Consider the following 18,006-nt stretch of genomic DNA (forward strand, 5'->3'; position numbering starts at 1 on the left):
CAGACGTTAACGGGTAAACCTGTTGATGGTGAATGATTGCCGGCCAATAGATGGGTTTACCTGTTAACTGATCAACCAATAAAAAAATAAAAGTAACAACAACAAACATGGAACAAGCAATCGAACAGGCAACATCCGTGGAAGCATTATTACAGAAGCGTCCACTCATTATTTCAGGTCCCTGCAGCGCTGAAACAGAAGAGCAGGTAATGCAAACGGCCTTACGTTTGGCCGCAACAGGTAAAGTGGATATCCTGCGTGCAGGTATCTGGAAACCCCGTACCCGTCCCGGAAGTTTTGAAGGTATTGGTACCAAGGGTCTGCCCTGGTTACAGGCTGCAAGAAAAGCCTCGGGTTTACCCGTGGCAGTGGAAGTGGCCACCGGCAAACAGGTAGAAGATGCACTGCATTTTGGCGTGGATGTACTTTGGATCGGTGCCCGTACTACGGTTAACCCTTTCAGTGTACAGGATGTAGCCGATGCCCTGCGTGGTGTGGATGTGCCCGTACTGATCAAGAACCCCATCAATCCCGACCTGGAACTCTGGATCGGTGCTATGGAGCGTGTGGCAAAAGCCGGTATCAAACATATCGGACTGATACACCGTGGCTTCAGCTCTTATGGGAATACAGAATACCGGAACGCCCCTATGTGGCACCTGGCCATTGAAATGAAACGCCGTTACCCGGAACTGCTGATGATCAATGATCCATCACATATCTGCGGAAGAAGGGATATTCTGCAGGAAGTGGCGCAGACAGCGATTGACCTTGATTTTGACGGATTGATCGTGGAAAGCCATATTGATCCGGACAATGCCTGGAGTGATGCCAAACAGCAGATTACCCCTGAAAAACTGGGTGAGATGATCAGCGGTATCCGCTGGAGAAAAGAAGATGTGGCTTCGCCAGAGTATCATGCCGCACTCGAAAAACTGCGCCAGCAGATCAATAACCTGGATGATGAACTGATGCAGATCCTCGGACAGCGTATGAAAGTGGCCGAAAGCATCGGTAAATACAAGAAAGAAAACGATATCACTATCCTGCAGACCAACCGCTGGAACAGTATCCTTGAGCGCGCTTTTGCCAAAGGGGATAAGCTGGGTCTGAGCAAGGAGTTTGTGACCAAATACTTCGATGCGGTACACATGGAAAGTATCAACCACCAGAACAAGATCATGAATTCCTGATCATGTATTCACTGATTGCAGACTGGTGGATTCCTGAATTCTCCAGTCCGCCAATCCGTGATCTGCAAATTCAGGAATCCACTAACCCGTTGTCTCCATGAAAAAAAGAAGTTTTACATTCTCAAATACTACCGTTGCCTATTATTTCGATGCCGATTTTTCGCAGGTAGAGAAACTGGCGCCGAAAGAAAAGGCCGTCATCGTTACGGATGAGCATGTTTTTGCCAAACACAAGAAGAAATTCAAAGGCTGGAACACCATCGTACTGAAAGCCGGCGAAAAATACAAAGTGCAGCAAACGGTGGATGTGGTGATCGACCAGCTCATCGCCCTCGGGGCCGACCGCAAGACCACCCTGATCGGGGTTGGCGGTGGTGTGGTAACCGATATTACCGGTTATGTGGCCGGTATCTATATGCGTGGCATCCGTTTCGGTTTCGTACCTACTTCCCTGTTGGCCATGGTGGATGCATCCATCGGTGGCAAGAACGGGATCGATGTAGGGGTGTATAAGAACATGGTGGGATTGATCAGGCAGCCTGCTTTTCTGCTGTTCGATACCTCGTTCCTGTCAACCCTGCCCAAAGCTGAATGGCAGAACGGTTTTGCGGAGATCATCAAACATGCCTGCATCAAGGATGCGGTCATGTTCCGCCAGCTGCAGAAACATAAACTCTCCGACTACCAGAAGAACGGGAAACTCCTGTCGGCACTCATTGAACAGAATGTACTGATCAAAACCAAAGTAGTGCAGGGAGATGAGTTCGAACAGGGTGAACGTAAGCTGTTGAATTTCGGACATACGCTGGGACACGCCATTGAGAATATGTATGAGTTAAGCCATGGCCAGGCCATCAGTATTGGCATGACCTATGCGGCGGTGATGTCGCAGCAACTCAAACATTTCACCGGTGCCGAACTGGTGGTAAAAGTGCTGGAACAATATGGTTTGCCTACCCTGGCCCAGTTCAACACCAAAAAAGCCTTCAAGATCCTGATGATGGACAAGAAGAAAGACAATGTAAGCATCAACTATATCCTGTTAGAGAAGATCGGCAAAGGGGTGGTGCAGCCATTGTTGTTCGTCCAGCTCCAGGATATCTTTAAACAATTCGGAAAATAAAACAGGAAAGACACCTGATCCGTCATCCGCTATTCCAATAATGATCGTACAAATACAACCTTCACAACTTTCGGGGCAGATCCGGGCAGCTGCCAGTAAGAGCAGCATGCAGCGGGCCTGTGCCGCAGCACTGCTGACGGTGGGCGAGACCATCCTTCGTAATCCCGGCAACAGTAATGATGATCTTGCCGCCATTGATGTGATTCAAAAATTGGGTGCTGAGATTTCTTATGCCGAAAATGGAGACCTCCATATCCGGTCAAGGAGCATTCAGCCCGGGCAGACAGAAGTAAACTGTGGCGAGAGTGGCCTGGGCATCCGAATGTTCACCCCCATTGCCGCACTAAGCAGTAAGCCCATTACGTTGAACGGTACCGGAAGTTTGCTCACCCGTCCCATGGACTTCTTTGATGAGATATTGCCAAAGCTGGGTGTTTCTGTAACATCCCGGCAAGGGAAGTTGCCCCTGCAGATCCAGGGCCCATTGCGGCCTGCCGATATTGAAGTGGATGGTTCCCTGAGTTCGCAGTTCTTGACCGGGTTGCTCATGGCATTCGCCGCCGCCGGGGCCGATGATGTGACCATTACCGTAAAAGACCTGAAGAGCAAACCCTATATAGACCTCACCCTCCAGGTAATGAAACAGTTTGGCTGGGAGGTGGAAAATAGCCAGTACCAGTCTTTCCGTTTCACCCGTTCCCGGGAGTCGGTTCCGAACCGGGTTCCCGTTGTGTATACGGTGGAAGGTGACTGGAGCGGGGCTGCTTTTCTGCTGGTAGCCGGTGCCATTGCAGGCCCCATTACGGTGCAGGGACTGGATATCGCTTCTACACAGGCAGATAAAGCGGTGTTGGAAGCGCTGGTGGCCTGCGGTTGCCAGTTATCTATCCGGCCTGAAGAGATCGAGATCGGTCCTTTACCCTTACAGGCGTTTCATTTCAATGCGAACGATTGCCCGGACCTGTTTCCGCCGCTGGTAGCACTGGCTGCCTACTGCGAGGGCACCACAGTCATTGAAGGCGTACACCGATTGGCCCATAAAGAAAGCAACCGTGGCCTTACATTACAGCAGGAGTTTGCTAAATTGGGTATCGAAATTATCCTGCAGGATGACCTGATGCTGATCAAGGGAGGTACCGGCGTAAAAGGAGGGATCACGCATTCGCGTCATGACCACCGGATCGCGATGGCATGTGCAGTAGCGGGCCTGAAAGCCAGCAGCGGGGTGACCATCGAAGAGGCGGAAGCGATCAACAAATCCTATCCGGCCTTTTACCAGCACCTGCAGCAACTGGGTGCTACTGTGACCCAATAAACAAGAGAACGAATAAACCCATAAATCAACAACAGTGAACAGTTTCGGCCGCATATTCCGTATCCATATTTTTGGCGAATCGCATGGAGAATCCGTGGGCCTGGTGGTAGATGGTTGTCCTGCCGGCCTGCCTCTTTCCGTCTCCGATTTCCTGGAAGATATTGAGCGAAGGAAGGGTGGTGTCCAAAAAGGCACTACACCCCGTAAGGAAGATGACCTCCCCATTTTTAAGTCAGGGGTATTTAATGGCCATACCACCGGGGCGCCCATTACCGTACTTTTTGAGAACAAGAACACCCGCAGCGGAGATTATGAGAAACAAAGAGAAGTGCCGCGCCCGGGACATGCTGATTTTACCGCACATGCCAAATACGGCGGTTTTGAAGATTTCAGGGGAGGTGGACATTTCAGTGGCCGGTTAACGGTATGCCTGGTGGCTGCCGGTGTGATCGCCAAAAAATTGCTGAGGGGGATCGATATCCGGTCTACCATATTGGAGATCGGGGGAGAGACGGATCTGGAAAAAGGACTGGAAAAAGCCATAGCTGCCAAAGACAGTATCGGAGGTATTGTGGAGTGCAGGGTGAACGGATTACCGGTAGGCCTGGGAGAACACTTCTTTGACTCGGTGGAGTCGTTGCTGGCACATGCTGCATTCGCCATCCCGGCTGTAAAAGGGGTTGAGTTCGGAGCCGGATTTGCCGCTGCAAAGATGTTTGGGGTAGACCATAATGATCCGATCCTGGATGCCAGTGGAAAAACCAAGACCAATCATGCAGGCGGAATCGTAGGTGGCATTACAAATGGCAATGAATTGGTTTACAGGATAGTTATAAAGCCTACTTCGTCTACTCCTAAAGAACAAATCACCCTCAATTGGGAGACTGACCAGTTGGAAAGCTTCTCTGTAAAAGGGCGTCATGATCTCTGTATCGCCCTCCGGGTACCTGTGGTGATGGAGGCGGTAACAGCAATGGTATTGGCAGATCTGATGTTGCTTAACCAAAAAATAAAGCCGATACAGCCTTAAATACCATCCCTAAACAATAAGTTGCTGTCGTTACCCGTTTCAATCGATACGGATTGACTTACCAATAAAAGAAAAACAAATGGAGTCAGATTACATATACCACATTACCACCCATGAACAATGGGTAGAGGCGCAGAAGCTGGGACATTACGATTCGGAGACCCTGGCTACCGAAGGTTTTATTCATTGCAGTACTGAGGCTCAGGTTGCCGGTGTGCTGGAGAGGTATTACCAAGGAAGGACCAACCTTGTAAAATTAAAGATCGAAAAAGCCAAAGTGCAGCGTCCCCTCGTATTTGAGTTGGCAGGATCCATCAACGAGGTATTTCCGCATATCCATGGGGCACTGAACCTGGACGCAGTAGTAGAAGTAACTGAAATATAATATCTTATGCACGGTTGCCTAATAAATGCATCTATCCAGTTATTGCCTGTTGTACAAGACAGGCATCCGTATGAGTGGGTTGATGAAGCCATCGCCATTATCCGGCAATCGTGTATCAAACATGAGGTAGGACCTTTTGCTACCGTGCTGGAAGGTACTTATGCAGAAGTTATGGACGTTATTCACCAGGTAAATGAGCACCTGGTGGCTCGTGGTTGTCCTGAATGGATCACCAGTCTGCAGATACAAATCCGCAGCAATGGTGACATGACTGGCGCTGAAAAGACCGATAAGTTTATGTCTTAATCTCTGTTTTGTGGCAGGATCAATGCTTCATAAGCCCGATTTTCCCAATATTGATATCCCGCTGATTTTTCATACTTCGTGCCGCTTAACAGCGTGTGGATAAAACCATTACGAGCTACTTGCTCTGTATGATATATTTTCCCTTCTTTATTGGTTTTCAGTCGTATATCAATTCTATTTAATAATGAATGGCAATTGAGGAATACAGAATCCTCGTTTTGACTGAATCGAAAATCTTTGGAAAGTTGCTGCACCATGAGCCGGGTCCTGTACCAGGTGCCTCCTGTAGGGCTCACCAGTGGTTTGCCGTTGTAGATCACTACGCTGTCGTTATAGGCCAGTACGTTCAGGTGTGCCTTCCTTGAGCCTTTGAGCCATTGGACCAGTTTCCGGTTGTGCAGCGTATCGTTGTAGCTGTAATCGCTGTCTATAAATACCAAACGGGTCACTTGTTGAGGGATCTGGTCAATAGCATCCAGGTAGCCGAAGATAAAACTTCCGCCTCCGCTATGGCTGCTTAAGACGGTTTGGGTCCGGTAATGGGTGAACATACCGGAGATCGAGTCCACTATCCGTCGGATCTCCGCCGGACCATTCGCCTGTTGTTTTTTCCAGGCTGGCCAGCTTTTGAGTTCGTTGCACAGGTATACCACCACCACATGCTGATCGCTCATTACCTGCCTCACAAAGCGTGTTTGCGCTGCAATATGTTGAATATCAAAATGCCAATCGTCTCCTGTTTGCATGGTCTTGCCCATGGTCCAGTCAATGCTGTTGCCGTTAGGGAGGGCATAAAAGACCAGCAACAGTTGCCTGGATCGGTTCATTTTGTGCAGGCTATCAGGCAGGTTGATCCGGATAAGGGTCTTGTTGACGGGGTTGTTCAGCTCTATATTGACTTCCCTCTGCGCCAACAGTACAGGGTGGAAGAATAGCAGACAAAACAGGCCGGCGACAACGGCCGCAACGATTGCCCGGGATTCCTGATCTTTATACGGCCTTTCTTTATATTTATTTATAATATTGATTATAAATAAGTTATAATGGTTAATTGAATTTTTAATATGCATAAAATAAGAAAACTGGCATGGTTATTGGCTTCCTGCGGCAGCACGGGTAGTAAAAATAATGAAAGAAAACTGCCTGAATACAACAGCTTTCCCTATTTTACCAATGGTCTGAGGGAGTGTTGTTTGATAAATGATACTATGATGCAAAGAATACTACTACTGGTACAATGGCTATTGATCACTGTTTCTGTCTCGGCGCAGACAGATAGTTCTGTAAAGAGGCCTGGGCTCCCCCAAGACCTAACGGATTCTGTCAGGGTGATCAGCAAAGCTGTGACCGGAACTGCCGCTACCTACAGCAGCCGGGCAGATGGCAGCAAGACCTCCAGCGGGGAGATTTTCGATAACGCCCAATTGACCGCAGCCTGTAACCTGTATCCCCTGGGTAGTTGGGTGAGGGTTACCAACCCGAAGAATGGGCGTGCTGTGTTGGTTCGGATCAATGACCGGACCTCTAAAAAGAAAACAGCTCCCATCATTCAGCTAAGTCGTTCTGCTGTAAGCCGGTTAGGCTTCCTGCGTACCGGATCTGCTAAAATTAAAGTAGAGCAAGTTTCTTTAATTAGTTATCAATCAAATATATTAGATCTTATTTCGGATTCAACTGTAAAGACAGATACTATCCTTTCTCAGGTACAGACAGATACAGCTTCCTACCTCATAAAAGGCAAATCTGTAGTAGGGATAGCCAGTTATTACAGCAGCAATCTGGATGGATCCAAAACCTCTACCGGGGAGCGATACAGCAATAATAAGTTCACGGCAGCCAGTAATGAATTTGCACTCAATACCTGGGTAAAAGTGACCAATCTTTCCAATGGCAAATCTGTCATAGTAAGGATCAATGACCGGATGCATACCCGGATGAAGAAAAAAGGCAGGGTGATAGACCTGAGCAGGGTGGCAGCCAGCCAACTTGATTTTATGGACAAGGGGCTGACACGGGTGGAAGCAGAGACCATTGTATGGGTAAAACCTGATTCGACTGCGGCGTTGGTGGCGGATACTTCACAGGTAGATATGGGAGATTCCGCTATTGCAAAAAAGATCAGTAAACCGGATTCGGTTATGGCTGATGACGGGGTACATTTTGGAATTGCCAGTTTTTACAGTACCAACCTGGACGGTACCAAAACAGCTACCGGGGAGATCTACCGGAACAAAAAAATGAGCGCTGCCAGTAATCATTTTAAGCTGAATACCTGGGTAAGGGTCACCAATCTGAAAAATAACCGTTCGGTGGTAGTCCGAATCAATGACCGGATGCACCCCCGGATGAAGGAAAAAGGCAGGGTAGTTGACCTGAGCAGGGTAGCCGCTCAGAAACTTGGCTTCATGAAAAGTGGCTTAACAAGGGTTAAAGTAGAACCGGTTAAAAAGGGGACTCTGAATTGATAGTGAATAATATAAAGGTAGCATAATTTTCAAAAGTCAGTTCCGGACTGTATTTTTGTTATATATACTAAAACTCGTATTATGAAGAAATTTCTCTTTTCCCTGATAGCTGTTGGCTTGTCTGTAGCGTCATTCGCTCAGCCTGCTACGTTTAGCTATAAAAAAAGACCAACTTTATCTGTGAATTTTTTACTGAAAGACATGAAGACTGCAGATCTGATCGATCACAGCTCTTTGGCTTCTGTATTAAATAATGGCCAATGGACCAAAGTCCGTGATATGGCACCCGGATTGGGTTTATCCTATTTCCAGGGTCTTACCGAGCATATTGATTTCATGGGTACGCTGGGTGGTTCTTATGTGAAATACCCCTTCTCATACAAATCAGGAGTTGCTGCTCCTTCTAATACCCGTTTTTTGCTGGAAGCTTCTGCTAACCTGAACTTTAAGTTGTTAACAGACAAATATTTCATGGTGCCTTATTTCTCTCTGGGATTGGGTGCTTCCATGTATGCGGGTACATACTATATGGCTTATATGCCTACTGCATTAGGTCTGCAATTCAACCTGGGTGAAGGTACTTTTATTACCACCCAGTTTGGTTATCATGCCAAGATATCTAGTCTGGCAACTAACCACCTGACCTATTCTATCGGTATCGGTTCTCCTATTCAGGAGAAGAAAGCGGCTCCTGTAGTAGTAACCCCTCCACCGCCACCAGCCCCTGTTGATACTGATGGTGATGGTATTACTGATGATAAAGACAAATGTCCCACTGTTGCCGGTGTAGCCAAATATGATGGATGCCCTGTTCCTGATACCGATGGTGATGGCATCAACGACGAGAACGATAAATGTCCTACCGTAAAAGGCCTGGCCAAATACAATGGTTGTCCGGTGCCTGATACTGATAAGGATGGTATCAATGATGAAGAAGATAAATGTCCTACCGTTCCTGGCGTAGCCCGTTACAATGGTTGCCCTGTTCCTGATACTGATAAGGATGGTATCAATGATGAAGAAGATAAATGTCCTACTGTTCCGGGTGTTAGGGAGAACAATGGTTGTCCTGTAATCAAGGAAGAAGTGGTTAAAAAGGTAGCAGCCAGTGCCAAGAAGATTTTCTTTGCAACCGGTAGCAGCAAACTGCTGGCTAAATCATTCAAATCCCTGAACGATGTAGCTGGCATCCTGAAAGAAGATGCAGCGCTGAAACTGGACATTGAAGGTCACACAGATAATACCGGTAGCGATAAGATAAACCTGCCACTGAGTCAGAAACGTGCACAGTCTGTGTTTGATTACCTGACTACCAAAGGTGGTATTGATGCAAGCCGTCTCTCACACGAAGGTTTTGGTTCTTCCAAGCCTGTTGCTAACAACAAAACAGCGAATGGACGCAGCCTGAACCGTCGCGTAGAAATGAAATTGAAATATTATTAATCGTATTGGATTAGTAGTAACATAAAAAGAGGACCATCTGTTGATGGTCCTCTTTGTTTTGCAGGATATGCTGAAGAGATTCAGACAATATTTACTTCCCGCTCAAGTCGTATTCCGAATTTCTCCTGAACACTATCAATGATTGACTGGGAAAGATCCAGGATATCTTTTCCGCTGGCTTTTCCGTAGTTTACCAATACCAGTGCCTGTTGGGGATAACAGCCTGCATCACCTTTCCGGAATCCCTTCCATCCGCATTGTTCTATGAGCCAGCCGGCAGCCACTTTGGTAAGCTTTTCTCCGGTGGCATAACCGGGGATGGCGGGGTATGTATCAGCGAGGGTCGTGTATTGTGAAGTGCTGATCACTGGGTTCTTAAAGAAACTCCCCGCATTGCCGATCTGTCGGGGATCGGGCAATTTGCTGCTGCGGATATGCATGACTGCTTCTGATATGGCACGGATACTGAGTTCCTGCACACCCATCCGCTCCAGTTCCTGCGTAATGGCTCCGTAACCGGTATGGAAATCCGGCTTTTTGTTCAACCGGTAGGTAACATTCAGTATCACGAAACGGCCTTTGGCCGATCTTTTGAACACACTTTCGCGGTAGCCAAAATCGCAGTCGGCCAGTTGAAAGGTCCGTACCTGTTTTTCAAACAGATCGAAAGCTTCCAGTTCATGAAATATATCTCTGATCTCAACGCCGTAGGCTCCAATGTTCTGGATGGGCGAGGCTCCTACCTTACCGGGTATCAGGCTCAGGTTCTCAGCACCGGCATAATCGTTGCTGATACAGTATTGCACAAATCCATGCCAGTTTTCACCGCCGCCGGCTTTTACGTACCAATGGTTGTCATCCTCCCTTAACAGTTCAATTCCTTCGATCCGGTTATGCAGAACCCATCCGTTAAAATCTTTTGTAAACAGCAGATTACTTCCCCCGCCCAATACCAGCAGCTGGTCTTTTCGCGGATCTAACTGTTCAGTTGCCAGCTTTGTCAGATCTTCTGTTGTATGGAAGTCCGCAAAAAAATTCGCTTTGACATCAATACCAAAGCTGTTATAAGGGCGAAGAGAAAAATGATGGTGTATCTGCATGGTTTATACAGGATCTACGTCAGGTAAAATGGTGACACCGCGATATCTTTTATTGCTCTGGATGATGACGGCCTGTTGCTGGATCTCTCTTTTACACAATTGTATTCGTTGTGCATTTTTGGGCAGCTTGATCAATATCTCCCATAAATACTGGTTTCTTACCCTGTCCACCACTGGCTGTGCAGGTCCATTGCATTCTGCGCCAAAATCTTTTTTCAATCCCTGTATCATGATATGGGCAGCTTCTTCAGCCAGGTGTTTTTCCCTGTGTTTGAAGATTACCTGTATCAGCCTGGTAAAAGGTGGATAAGCAAACTGCTTCCGGTTGGCGATCTCATAGGCAAAAAGCCTTTCGAAAGAATGTTCCCTGACAAACTGCAGTACCGGGTGAACGGGGTTGCTGACCTGTATCAGTACGGTTCCCTTGCCATCTTTTCTGCCTGCTCTTCCACTTACCTGCTCCATCAGTTGAAAGGCCCTTTCATTGACCCTGAAATCTGTGAAGTTGAGGATACCGTCTGCATCGATCACACCTACGAGGTTTACGTGATCAAAATCAAGTCCCTTTACCACCATCTGCGTGCCTACCAGTATATCGATCCGTTGCTGTTCAAACAATTTGATCAATGCGTCGTGGTCGTTCTTGCCTTTTACACTATCGTAGTCCATGCGGGCAATCCTTGCGTTGGGAAAAGCTTCTGTTACCAGCTCTTCGATTTTTTCGGTGCCGAAATTCTTTTGCGCAAATCCATGACTTCCACAGGCGGCGCAGGTTTGGATCACGGGGTAGGACGTGCCGCAGTAATGACAGGTCAGGGTATTTTTGGCTTTGTGGTACGTGAGGGTAACATCACAATTCCGGCAATGTGGAATCCATCCACAGGTTTTGCAGATCAGGTAGGGAGAGTAACCTCTCCGGTTCTGGAACAGGATTACCTGTTTCTTTTGTTGCAAAGATGTTTCAATGGCAGTAAGTAAGGGTGGTGTTAATGCGATCTTGCCTTTTTCCTTTACAGGAGTTTTTCTGATATCAACGATATTGATCTGCGGTAGTTCTACCTGCCCGAATCTTTCTTCGAGTGTTACCAGACCATATTTCTGCAGCTGGCAGTTATAATAACTTTCCACAGAGGGGGTGGCACTGCCCAACAGTACATGGGCATTTGATAATGCAGCATAATAAATAGCCGCATCCCTTGCATGGTAACGGGGAGCGGGTTCCTGTTGCTTGTAGGACGCATCATGTTCTTCATCAGCGATCACCAGACCCAGGTCCCTGAACGGAAGGAAAAGAGAAGATCTTGCACCCAGTACCACTTTGGTTTCACCGCTTTTTACTTTGTTCCAGATCTCTACCCGTTCATTTGGATTGAATTTGGAATGATAGATAGCGATGTATCCGCCAAAATGTTTCTGCAGCCTGCGTATGATCTGTGAGGTCAATGCTATCTCGGGCAGCATGTACAGCACCTGTTTCCCTTCGCGTATATAGGTTTCGATCAGTTTGGTATAGATCTCTGTTTTGCCGCTGGCGGTTACGCCGTGCAGCAGGCACACTTCTTTTTCTGTAAAAATAGATTGTATCATTCTCAGTGCCTTATCCTGTGCTTCGGATAAGGTAAAATCGATCTGTATATCTCTCGGCAAAGTAGCTATCCGGTCCGTGGCCCTTTTTTCCGCGAGCAGGATCCCCTTATCGCAAAGTGCTTTCAGCTGTGCGGTACTGGCATTTGATTTCTTTATTAATTGCGTTTGTGTTACTTCCCCTTCTGTTTTGCTCAGGTGCAGGTAGGAGAGCAGTAGTTCCATTTGTTTTGGTGCTTTGCTCCAGTTGTTCAGCAGATCGGCCAGCTTGTCTTCATTATGGTATTCCGGACTGAGGGTGATAAAGGTCTCGGTCTTGGCCCTGTATTTTTCTTTCAGTTCCTCCCACACATAACAAACTCCCTTTTCGATCAGTTTTTTGATCACAGGGTATACGTTCGAGATGTCCAGTAACTGCTGCACTTCATTCAGCCTGAGTTCTTTTTTGATCTCCAGTGCTTCTGCCACCAGAAATTCCGAATCGCTGAGATCACTGAAATCGTAACTTCTTTCTTCATTCCATATGAGGATGCTTTCGCTGGAAAGTTTCAGGTTGGCAGGAATGGCGGCCTGCATCACTTCACCTTCACTGCACATGTAATATTGCGCTATCCATTCCCACAAGGCAAGCTGCTGCTGATGAACTACAGGTTCTGCATCCAGTACATTGCTGATGTCTTTGGGGGTAAAAGCGTCTGGTTTGGTATCCAGTACTTTTTTAACGATACCCGCATACCGTTTGTTCTTGCCAAAAATCACTTCTACCCGAACGCCTGGATGTATGGCCTGTTGCAGGTGTGCGGGAACGGCCCAGGTATAGTTTTTGGGTAAAGAGAGTGGTATGATGACTTCAACAAACAAATCCTGAAATTTGGTCAAAAATAAGCTTTATGCAGATGGGTAGTTCCGATACCTGCGAAGGCCTGCATCCATGATATCGTATACTTTTTGTTTGAGTGTGGGAATATCATGGATATGTAGACCGGTAACCGGAACTTCTTCCAGGTATACCACCCGGTTCGGGCCTGGTGTAAGTTCAAACAGACTTTTGAAGTGGAGCCGGTCGAGTGTGTCCACCAGCAGGATGGGTTTGATGGGTGTTCTGGTTTCAATAGCTATCCGGAATGCGCCATCGAAAAAATGTTTTAACGGCATTTGTTCATTTTCGTTGAAAGTACCTTCGGGGAAGATAAAAATAGAAATACCCTGTTTCAGGGCTGATTTCAATGCACGTACACTTCTGGCCCGGGTTTCTGCATTATTCCGGTTTACCAATATCACGGCTGCCCGGTAGATCCAGCCAAATACGGGTACTTTGACCATTTCATATTTACCCAATGCACGGATGGGTTGGTGTATGCCCAGTACAATGGGGGGGATATCCATATAAGAGATGTGGTTGGCAACAAAAATGAATTGCTGATTCCTGTTGTGCGGGTGCTCATAGATCTCTTTATGTCTTATGCCGATCAGGCAATACCAGGTAAATGCCCAGATATGACAAAGCCGGTAGATCAGGTTGCCTCCCCTTATCTTCCCCATCGGCAGTGCCAGTAACACAAAGGGGAATATGAGCAGCATAATAACGATGAAACTGAGCAGGGCGTACACGCAATAGATGTATTGCAATAGGCGTAAGATCCATTTCATCCCCCGAACTTAATAAATAAAACAACGCTGTTGTATCGCGTTCAAATAAAAGAGACACCCATCGGGTATCTCTTTCTGATCTTTCTAATAGAAAGCTGTATATCGGATAACCCTGTTTATCAGAACCTGTATACTGCGGCAAGGATAAAACCTGCCGTGCTCCTGGTAGCTGTGCCGTTTCCTTTGATGAAAGTATCGCCGCTGGCATTGTCGAATCGAAGTTCGGGTATGATGGTAAGGTTGTTAACCCTGATATTACCTGAAAGGGTGGTGGCAAATACTTTACGGGCATTGCCCAGTAACGGGGCCAGTTTGCGGTCATCAAAATAATCACCGCGTAACGTGAGGCCTAATTTGTCGGATGGGTCATAATTCAAATAAAGGGCATGGCTCTTCCAACTCGAATATTGGTCTGTTACTTTGCTTGTATTCAGACTTCCGTCATAGGCAAGACTCCACTCGTTGGATAGTGTGCCAGACACTACCAGGTTAAACTGGGTTACTCCTGTTCCTCCATGAAAATTCAGGTAAGCTTTCAGTTTGTCGTTTTTTGATGCGGTACTCAGCTGGGCAATCAGCATTTTCGCTGAGTTATTGGCAGGGGCGCTAACATAGTCAACGGGATTGGCAACGCCCAGCATCATCGCGGTTTTGCCTCCTAAGGAAAAATCGGCTTTCATTCCTGTATGAAAGAAAGGGCCGAAAGAAAATCCGTAAGACATGCTATAATTTCTGTTTGCATAAGCGTCCAGTAATTCCCAGCCGCAGTGGGTAGCCCATTTGCCAAAACTGAATTTGAGTTTATCAGAAACGGCATAGCTGATAAAAGCCTGTTTTACGGCGGTCAAAGTAGTGCCTATATCATTGTATGAGAATTCCTGTGCCCTGCGACCAAAACCAATATCAGCTGTAGCGGAAACTTTTCCAATGGTATGATCTACCCGTATGGAAGCCATACCCAGTTCGAACGAATTTTTCGAATTAGTGAAACTGGTGTAGTTGTTGGTTCCCGCGGGTGGATCGTTAAAATTGAAGCGGTAATAAACATCTACCGATCCAGTGAATGTAGTAGTAGCTTTTTTAGTGGAATCGGTTTGTGCACTTGCTGATCCAAGCCCGAAAAATGCGAGGCACACTGCTGAAATTTTCTTTAACATTGCAATGGGTTTTATGATTAACAAATAGGTACAGCCTGTAAACCTGGTCAGAGGTTTATGTTATGGCTGTACCTTATTTTTTGGGAGGGGCCACCTGCAAGCCATGCCTGGTCAGAGGCTGCTTCGTTAGCAGGACGGTTGCAACTTTTTGATGCCGGGATGTTTGATTTGATCGGTATCCTGGATCGCTACCGGCTATTTAGGCCAGTTGCGGGGTTCTTCCGTATTTTTCGTTGTGTTGTGTGGCATCCAGTCCCTGAATCTCTTCTTCTTCACTTACGCGTAAGGGCAGGATCAGGTCGATGAACTTGAAGATTGCAAAAGACACGACAAAACTATATCCCACCACGATGCCCAGTGCTTTTACCTGTGTAAAGAAGAAACTGGTATTCCCGTAAAACAGTCCATCAGCACCTGCTGTATTTACCGACTTTGTAGCGAAAATGCCGGTCATCAACATACCTACCATGCCGCCCAAACCGTGGCAGGGGAATACATCAAGGGTATCATCGAGGGTGGATTTACTTTTGTAATACACGGCCAGGTTCGACACAATAGCGGCGATAAAACCGATAAAGATGCTTTGCGGTATAGCCACGAAACCTGCAGCCGGTGTGATGGCCACAAGGCCTACTACGGCACCGATACAGAAACCGAGAACAGAAGGTTTTTTACCGCGGATGACATCAAAGAACATCCAGGAAAGACCAGCGGCTGCGGCAGCCGTGTTGGTAGCACCGAAAGCAGATACGGACAGTGCATTGGCGCCCAGTGCGGAACCTGCGTTAAAACCAAACCATCCAAACCAGAGTAAACCGGTTCCGATCAGTACATAAGGGATATTGGCAGGAGGGATCTCCTGTTGTTCAATATGCGATTTGCGACGCTTCAATACCAGTGCACCGGCCAAAGCGGCACAACCAGCAGAAATATGTACTACGGTACCGCCTGCAAAGTCGAGGGCGCCCATTTTAAACAGGAAACCTTCCGGATGCCATGTCCAGTGTGCGATCGGTGCATATACCAGTAAACTGAACAGGGCAATGAAGAGGATATATGCGGTAAAACGGATCCGCTCGGCTACAGCTCCTACAACCAGTCCGGGAGTGATGATGGCGAACATCAGTTGAAACAGTGCAAAGAGCGACAGAGGTATACTGGGTGCCAGGCTCCAGGGAGCGCCAGAGTTAACACCTCTGAAGAATAAGTGCGTAGAAGGGTTTCCGATAAAACCTCCGATACTGTTGCCAAAGCAAAGGCTATATCCTACAAAAACCCAGAGGATGCTTACCACTCCGGCGGCCACCACACTTTTGATCATGGTAGAAATTACATTTTTGCGGTGTACCATGCCGCCATAGAAAAAAGCCAATCCCGGGGTCATTAGGAATACCAGGGCGGTAGCCACGATGATCCAGGCTATATCGGCAGCGCTGTATTTTCCGCCGTCATCAAAGTTGGGAAGGGAGGGGGTGAACAGGGCTGCTACGGCAACTACTAATAAAAGAATAAATGGTGCGAATTGCTTGACGGTGGATTTTGACATAGATTTAATATTAAATTAAATAATAATAATTATTTATAAAACTAATGTAGTCATTAAAATGAATACTAGTATAAAAATAATTAACATTTAATTTAAATTAATATGTATCGCACAATCACTCTATTCTTTCTTGAAAATGACTTATTATTTTTAAATTCTATGTAAATAATAAAAAAAGCTCCCCAATGGGAGCTTTTACAAATAGATAACAAAAAATTATATACTAACTAAATAGCTCTTATCTTTCGACTCAAGTACTGATCCGCCCATTAAATACTCATCTACCTTACGCGCGCATTCCCTGCCCTCACTGATGGCCCATACTACCAGGGATTGTCCGCGACGCATATCTCCGGCTGTAAAGATCTTCTGGATATTGGTTTGAAAATCCTGTTCGGTTGCTTTTACATTACCTCTTTCGTCAAGGTCTATATCCAGTTGTTTCAATAATCCTTCGTGCTGCGGGTGTACGAATCCCATAGCCAGTAAAGCCAGTTCGCAAGGTATTTCCCTCTCGCTGCCTGTTACTTCTTCAAATCGGGCAGGTCCGCCTGCTTCGGGGGTTTTCCAGGCAAGATCCACCACTTTCAGTGCTTTCAGATTGCCTTTTTCATCACCAATGAATGCTTTGGTAGCGATCGACCAGTGCCTGTTGGCACCTTCTTCATGCGAAGAAGTGGTTTTCAGCAGCATAGGGTAAGTAGGCCATGGCATTACCGCTGTGCGGGTCTCCGGAGGTTTGGGCAGTAGTTCAAACTGGGTGACCGACACAGCTCCATGACGATTGGAAGTGCCTACGCAGTCGCTGCCGGTATCGCCACCGCCAATCACCACTACATTCTTTCCTTTGGCAAGTATGTCTTCGGTATCCACCGGGCGTTTACCGACGCGTTTGTTCTGTTGTTTCAGGAACTCCATTGCAAAATGAACTCCTTTTAATTCCCTGCCTGGTATATCCAGGTTGCGGGGGATGGTGGAACCTCCGGCTAATACGACTGCCTGGTACTCTCGCAGGAGATCGTTGATGCTCACATTCCCGCCTACATTGGCGTTGCAACGGAATATTACTCCTTCTTCTTCCATCAGGGAGATCCTTCTGTCGATCACCCATTTTTCAAGTTTGAAATCGGGAATGCCATAACGCAGCAGTCCACCAGGCGCATCGTCTCTTTCGAAAACCGTTACGCTATGCCCTGCATAGTTCAGCTGCGCAGCCGCGGCCAGTCCGGCTGGGCCGGAGCCTACCACAGCTACTTTTTTGCCCGTTCTTACATTGGGCTTACGCGGTATCACAAATCCTTTCTCGAATGCGATCTCGATAATGTGTTTCTCGATCTCTTCAATGGTCACCGGTGGCTGGTTGATACCCAGCACGCAGGCACTTTCGCATGGGGCGGGGCAGATCCTGCCGGTAAACTCGGGAAAATTGTTGGTGGCACTTAAGATATCATATGCCTCGGCCCAGCTTTTTCGGTATACGGCGTCGTTGAATTCGGGGATGATATTACCCAGCGGACATCCGTTGTGGCAGAACGGTACGCCGCAGTTCATGCAACGTGCGGACTGCTGATTGAGCTTTTCTTCCGGCAGTTTTTCTACAAACTCACGATAATCGTTCACTCGCTCTTTTGGGGAACGCTTGCCTGGCAGTTCCCTGGTAAATTCTATAAATCCTGTTGGTTTACCCATTGGGTTTATTTGTTTATTGG

At 47.1% G+C, this 18,006-nt stretch carries 15 protein-coding genes; 8 read left to right on the plus strand and 7 right to left on the minus strand.

Annotation, left to right across the window (positions count from 1 at the left end):
- Nucleotides 1–107 precede the first annotated feature (107 nt).
- The 6 genes from ACH3Y6_RS11675 to ACH3Y6_RS11700 all read left to right on the plus strand — a co-directional run bounded on the left by ACH3Y6_RS11675 (nucleotide 108) and on the right by ACH3Y6_RS11700 (nucleotide 5,352).
- Complete coding sequence (locus ACH3Y6_RS11675; protein ID WP_490835790.1) at nucleotides 108–1,193, plus strand: chorismate mutase; 1,086 nt, start codon at nucleotides 108–110, stop codon at nucleotides 1,191–1,193.
- 97 nt (nucleotides 1,194–1,290) lie between these two features.
- Nucleotides 1,291–2,316 carry a 3-dehydroquinate synthase gene (aroB, locus tag ACH3Y6_RS11680; RefSeq protein WP_490835791.1) on the plus strand — a complete coding sequence of 342 codons (1,026 nt, stop codon included), beginning with the start codon at nucleotides 1,291–1,293 and terminating at the stop codon, nucleotides 2,314–2,316.
- A 40-nt stretch (nucleotides 2,317–2,356) separates the two neighbouring features.
- The gene (gene aroA, locus ACH3Y6_RS11685) at nucleotides 2,357–3,631 is read left to right on the plus strand and encodes a 3-phosphoshikimate 1-carboxyvinyltransferase (RefSeq protein WP_490835792.1); all 1,275 of its coding nucleotides are present in this window, start codon (nucleotides 2,357–2,359) and stop codon (nucleotides 3,629–3,631) included.
- Nucleotides 3,632–3,665: 34 nt separating this feature from the next.
- Nucleotides 3,666–4,661: a chorismate synthase gene (locus ACH3Y6_RS11690; RefSeq protein ID WP_490835793.1), complete on the plus strand. Its 996-nt coding sequence runs from the start codon at nucleotides 3,666–3,668 to the stop codon at nucleotides 4,659–4,661.
- A gap of 79 nt (nucleotides 4,662–4,740) precedes the next feature.
- On the plus strand, nucleotides 4,741–5,046 hold the full coding sequence (locus tag ACH3Y6_RS11695; RefSeq protein WP_490835794.1) for a DUF952 domain-containing protein: 306 nt from the start codon (nucleotides 4,741–4,743) through the stop codon (nucleotides 5,044–5,046).
- A 6-nt stretch (nucleotides 5,047–5,052) separates the two neighbouring features.
- A complete protein-coding gene (locus ACH3Y6_RS11700) occupies nucleotides 5,053–5,352 on the plus strand; it encodes a thiamine-binding protein (protein ID WP_490835795.1) in 300 nt (99 codons plus the stop codon).
- Here the strand turns inward: ACH3Y6_RS11700 and ACH3Y6_RS11705 are convergent.
- Complete coding sequence (locus tag ACH3Y6_RS11705) at nucleotides 5,349–6,266, minus strand: hypothetical protein (protein WP_490835796.1); 918 nt, start codon at nucleotides 6,264–6,266, stop codon at nucleotides 5,349–5,351. The genes ACH3Y6_RS11700 and ACH3Y6_RS11705 overlap by 4 nt on opposite strands.
- A gap of 150 nt (nucleotides 6,267–6,416) precedes the next feature.
- On the opposite strand from ACH3Y6_RS11705, the gene ACH3Y6_RS11710 reads away from it, so the two are divergent.
- Both ACH3Y6_RS11710 and ACH3Y6_RS11715 read left to right on the plus strand, forming a co-directional pair.
- Nucleotides 6,417–7,817: a septal ring lytic transglycosylase RlpA family protein gene (locus ACH3Y6_RS11710; RefSeq protein ID WP_490835797.1), complete on the plus strand. Its 1,401-nt coding sequence runs from the start codon at nucleotides 6,417–6,419 to the stop codon at nucleotides 7,815–7,817.
- Nucleotides 7,818–7,898: 81 nt separating this feature from the next.
- Nucleotides 7,899–9,260, plus strand: a complete 1,362-nt coding sequence (locus tag ACH3Y6_RS11715) for an OmpA family protein (RefSeq protein WP_490835798.1) — start codon at nucleotides 7,899–7,901, stop codon at nucleotides 9,258–9,260.
- 80 nt (nucleotides 9,261–9,340) lie between these two features.
- Here ACH3Y6_RS11715 and murB read toward each other — a convergent pair whose 3' ends face one another.
- The 6 genes from murB to ACH3Y6_RS11745 form a co-directional block, all read right to left on the minus strand.
- Nucleotides 9,341–10,360 (minus strand): UDP-N-acetylmuramate dehydrogenase, encoded by a 1,020-nt coding sequence (gene murB, locus ACH3Y6_RS11720; RefSeq protein WP_490835799.1) that lies wholly within the window; start codon nucleotides 10,358–10,360, stop codon nucleotides 9,341–9,343.
- A 3-nt stretch (nucleotides 10,361–10,363) separates the two neighbouring features.
- Nucleotides 10,364–12,823: a replication restart helicase PriA gene (gene priA, locus ACH3Y6_RS11725; protein ID WP_490835800.1), complete on the minus strand. Its 2,460-nt coding sequence runs from the start codon at nucleotides 12,821–12,823 to the stop codon at nucleotides 10,364–10,366.
- Nucleotides 12,824–12,832: 9 nt separating this feature from the next.
- Nucleotides 12,833–13,594, minus strand: coding sequence for a lysophospholipid acyltransferase family protein (locus tag ACH3Y6_RS11730; RefSeq protein ID WP_490835801.1), 762 nt, complete (start codon nucleotides 13,592–13,594; stop codon nucleotides 12,833–12,835).
- A gap of 119 nt (nucleotides 13,595–13,713) precedes the next feature.
- Entirely contained in the window at nucleotides 13,714–14,751 is a 1,038-nt protein-coding gene (locus tag ACH3Y6_RS11735) for an outer membrane beta-barrel protein (RefSeq protein ID WP_490835802.1), read from the minus strand.
- Between the two features lie 199 nt (nucleotides 14,752–14,950).
- Nucleotides 14,951–16,297: an ammonium transporter gene (locus tag ACH3Y6_RS11740; protein ID WP_490835803.1), complete on the minus strand. Its 1,347-nt coding sequence runs from the start codon at nucleotides 16,295–16,297 to the stop codon at nucleotides 14,951–14,953.
- Nucleotides 16,298–16,513: 216 nt separating this feature from the next.
- Nucleotides 16,514–17,986 (minus strand): glutamate synthase subunit beta, encoded by a 1,473-nt coding sequence (locus tag ACH3Y6_RS11745; RefSeq protein ID WP_490835804.1) that lies wholly within the window; start codon nucleotides 17,984–17,986, stop codon nucleotides 16,514–16,516.
- Between the last annotated feature and the right edge of the window lie 20 nt (nucleotides 17,987–18,006).

The sequence above is a fragment of the Sediminibacterium sp. FW305-C-269 genome, assembly GCF_058231045.1.

Coding starts and splice junctions, on each gene's coding strand:
- ACH3Y6_RS11740 (WP_490835803.1), bottom strand. CDS start 16,297: ATGTCAAAATCCACCGTCAAGCAATTCGCACCATTTATTCTTTTATTA.
- ACH3Y6_RS11735 (WP_490835802.1), bottom strand. CDS start 14,751: ATGTTAAAGAAAATTTCAGCAGTGTGCCTCGCATTTTTCGGGCTTGGA.
- ACH3Y6_RS11715 (WP_490835798.1), top strand. CDS start 7,899: ATGAAGAAATTTCTCTTTTCCCTGATAGCTGTTGGCTTGTCTGTAGCG.
- aroB (WP_490835791.1), top strand. CDS start 1,291: ATGAAAAAAAGAAGTTTTACATTCTCAAATACTACCGTTGCCTATTAT.
- ACH3Y6_RS11700 (WP_490835795.1), top strand. CDS start 5,053: ATGCACGGTTGCCTAATAAATGCATCTATCCAGTTATTGCCTGTTGTA.
- ACH3Y6_RS11675 (WP_490835790.1), top strand. CDS start 108: ATGGAACAAGCAATCGAACAGGCAACATCCGTGGAAGCATTATTACAG.
- ACH3Y6_RS11710 (WP_490835797.1), top strand. CDS start 6,417: ATGCATAAAATAAGAAAACTGGCATGGTTATTGGCTTCCTGCGGCAGC.
- aroA (WP_490835792.1), top strand. CDS start 2,357: ATGATCGTACAAATACAACCTTCACAACTTTCGGGGCAGATCCGGGCA.
- ACH3Y6_RS11730 (WP_490835801.1), bottom strand. CDS start 13,594: ATGAAATGGATCTTACGCCTATTGCAATACATCTATTGCGTGTACGCC.
- murB (WP_490835799.1), bottom strand. CDS start 10,360: ATGCAGATACACCATCATTTTTCTCTTCGCCCTTATAACAGCTTTGGT.
- ACH3Y6_RS11695 (WP_490835794.1), top strand. CDS start 4,741: ATGGAGTCAGATTACATATACCACATTACCACCCATGAACAATGGGTA.
- ACH3Y6_RS11745 (WP_490835804.1), bottom strand. CDS start 17,986: ATGGGTAAACCAACAGGATTTATAGAATTTACCAGGGAACTGCCAGGC.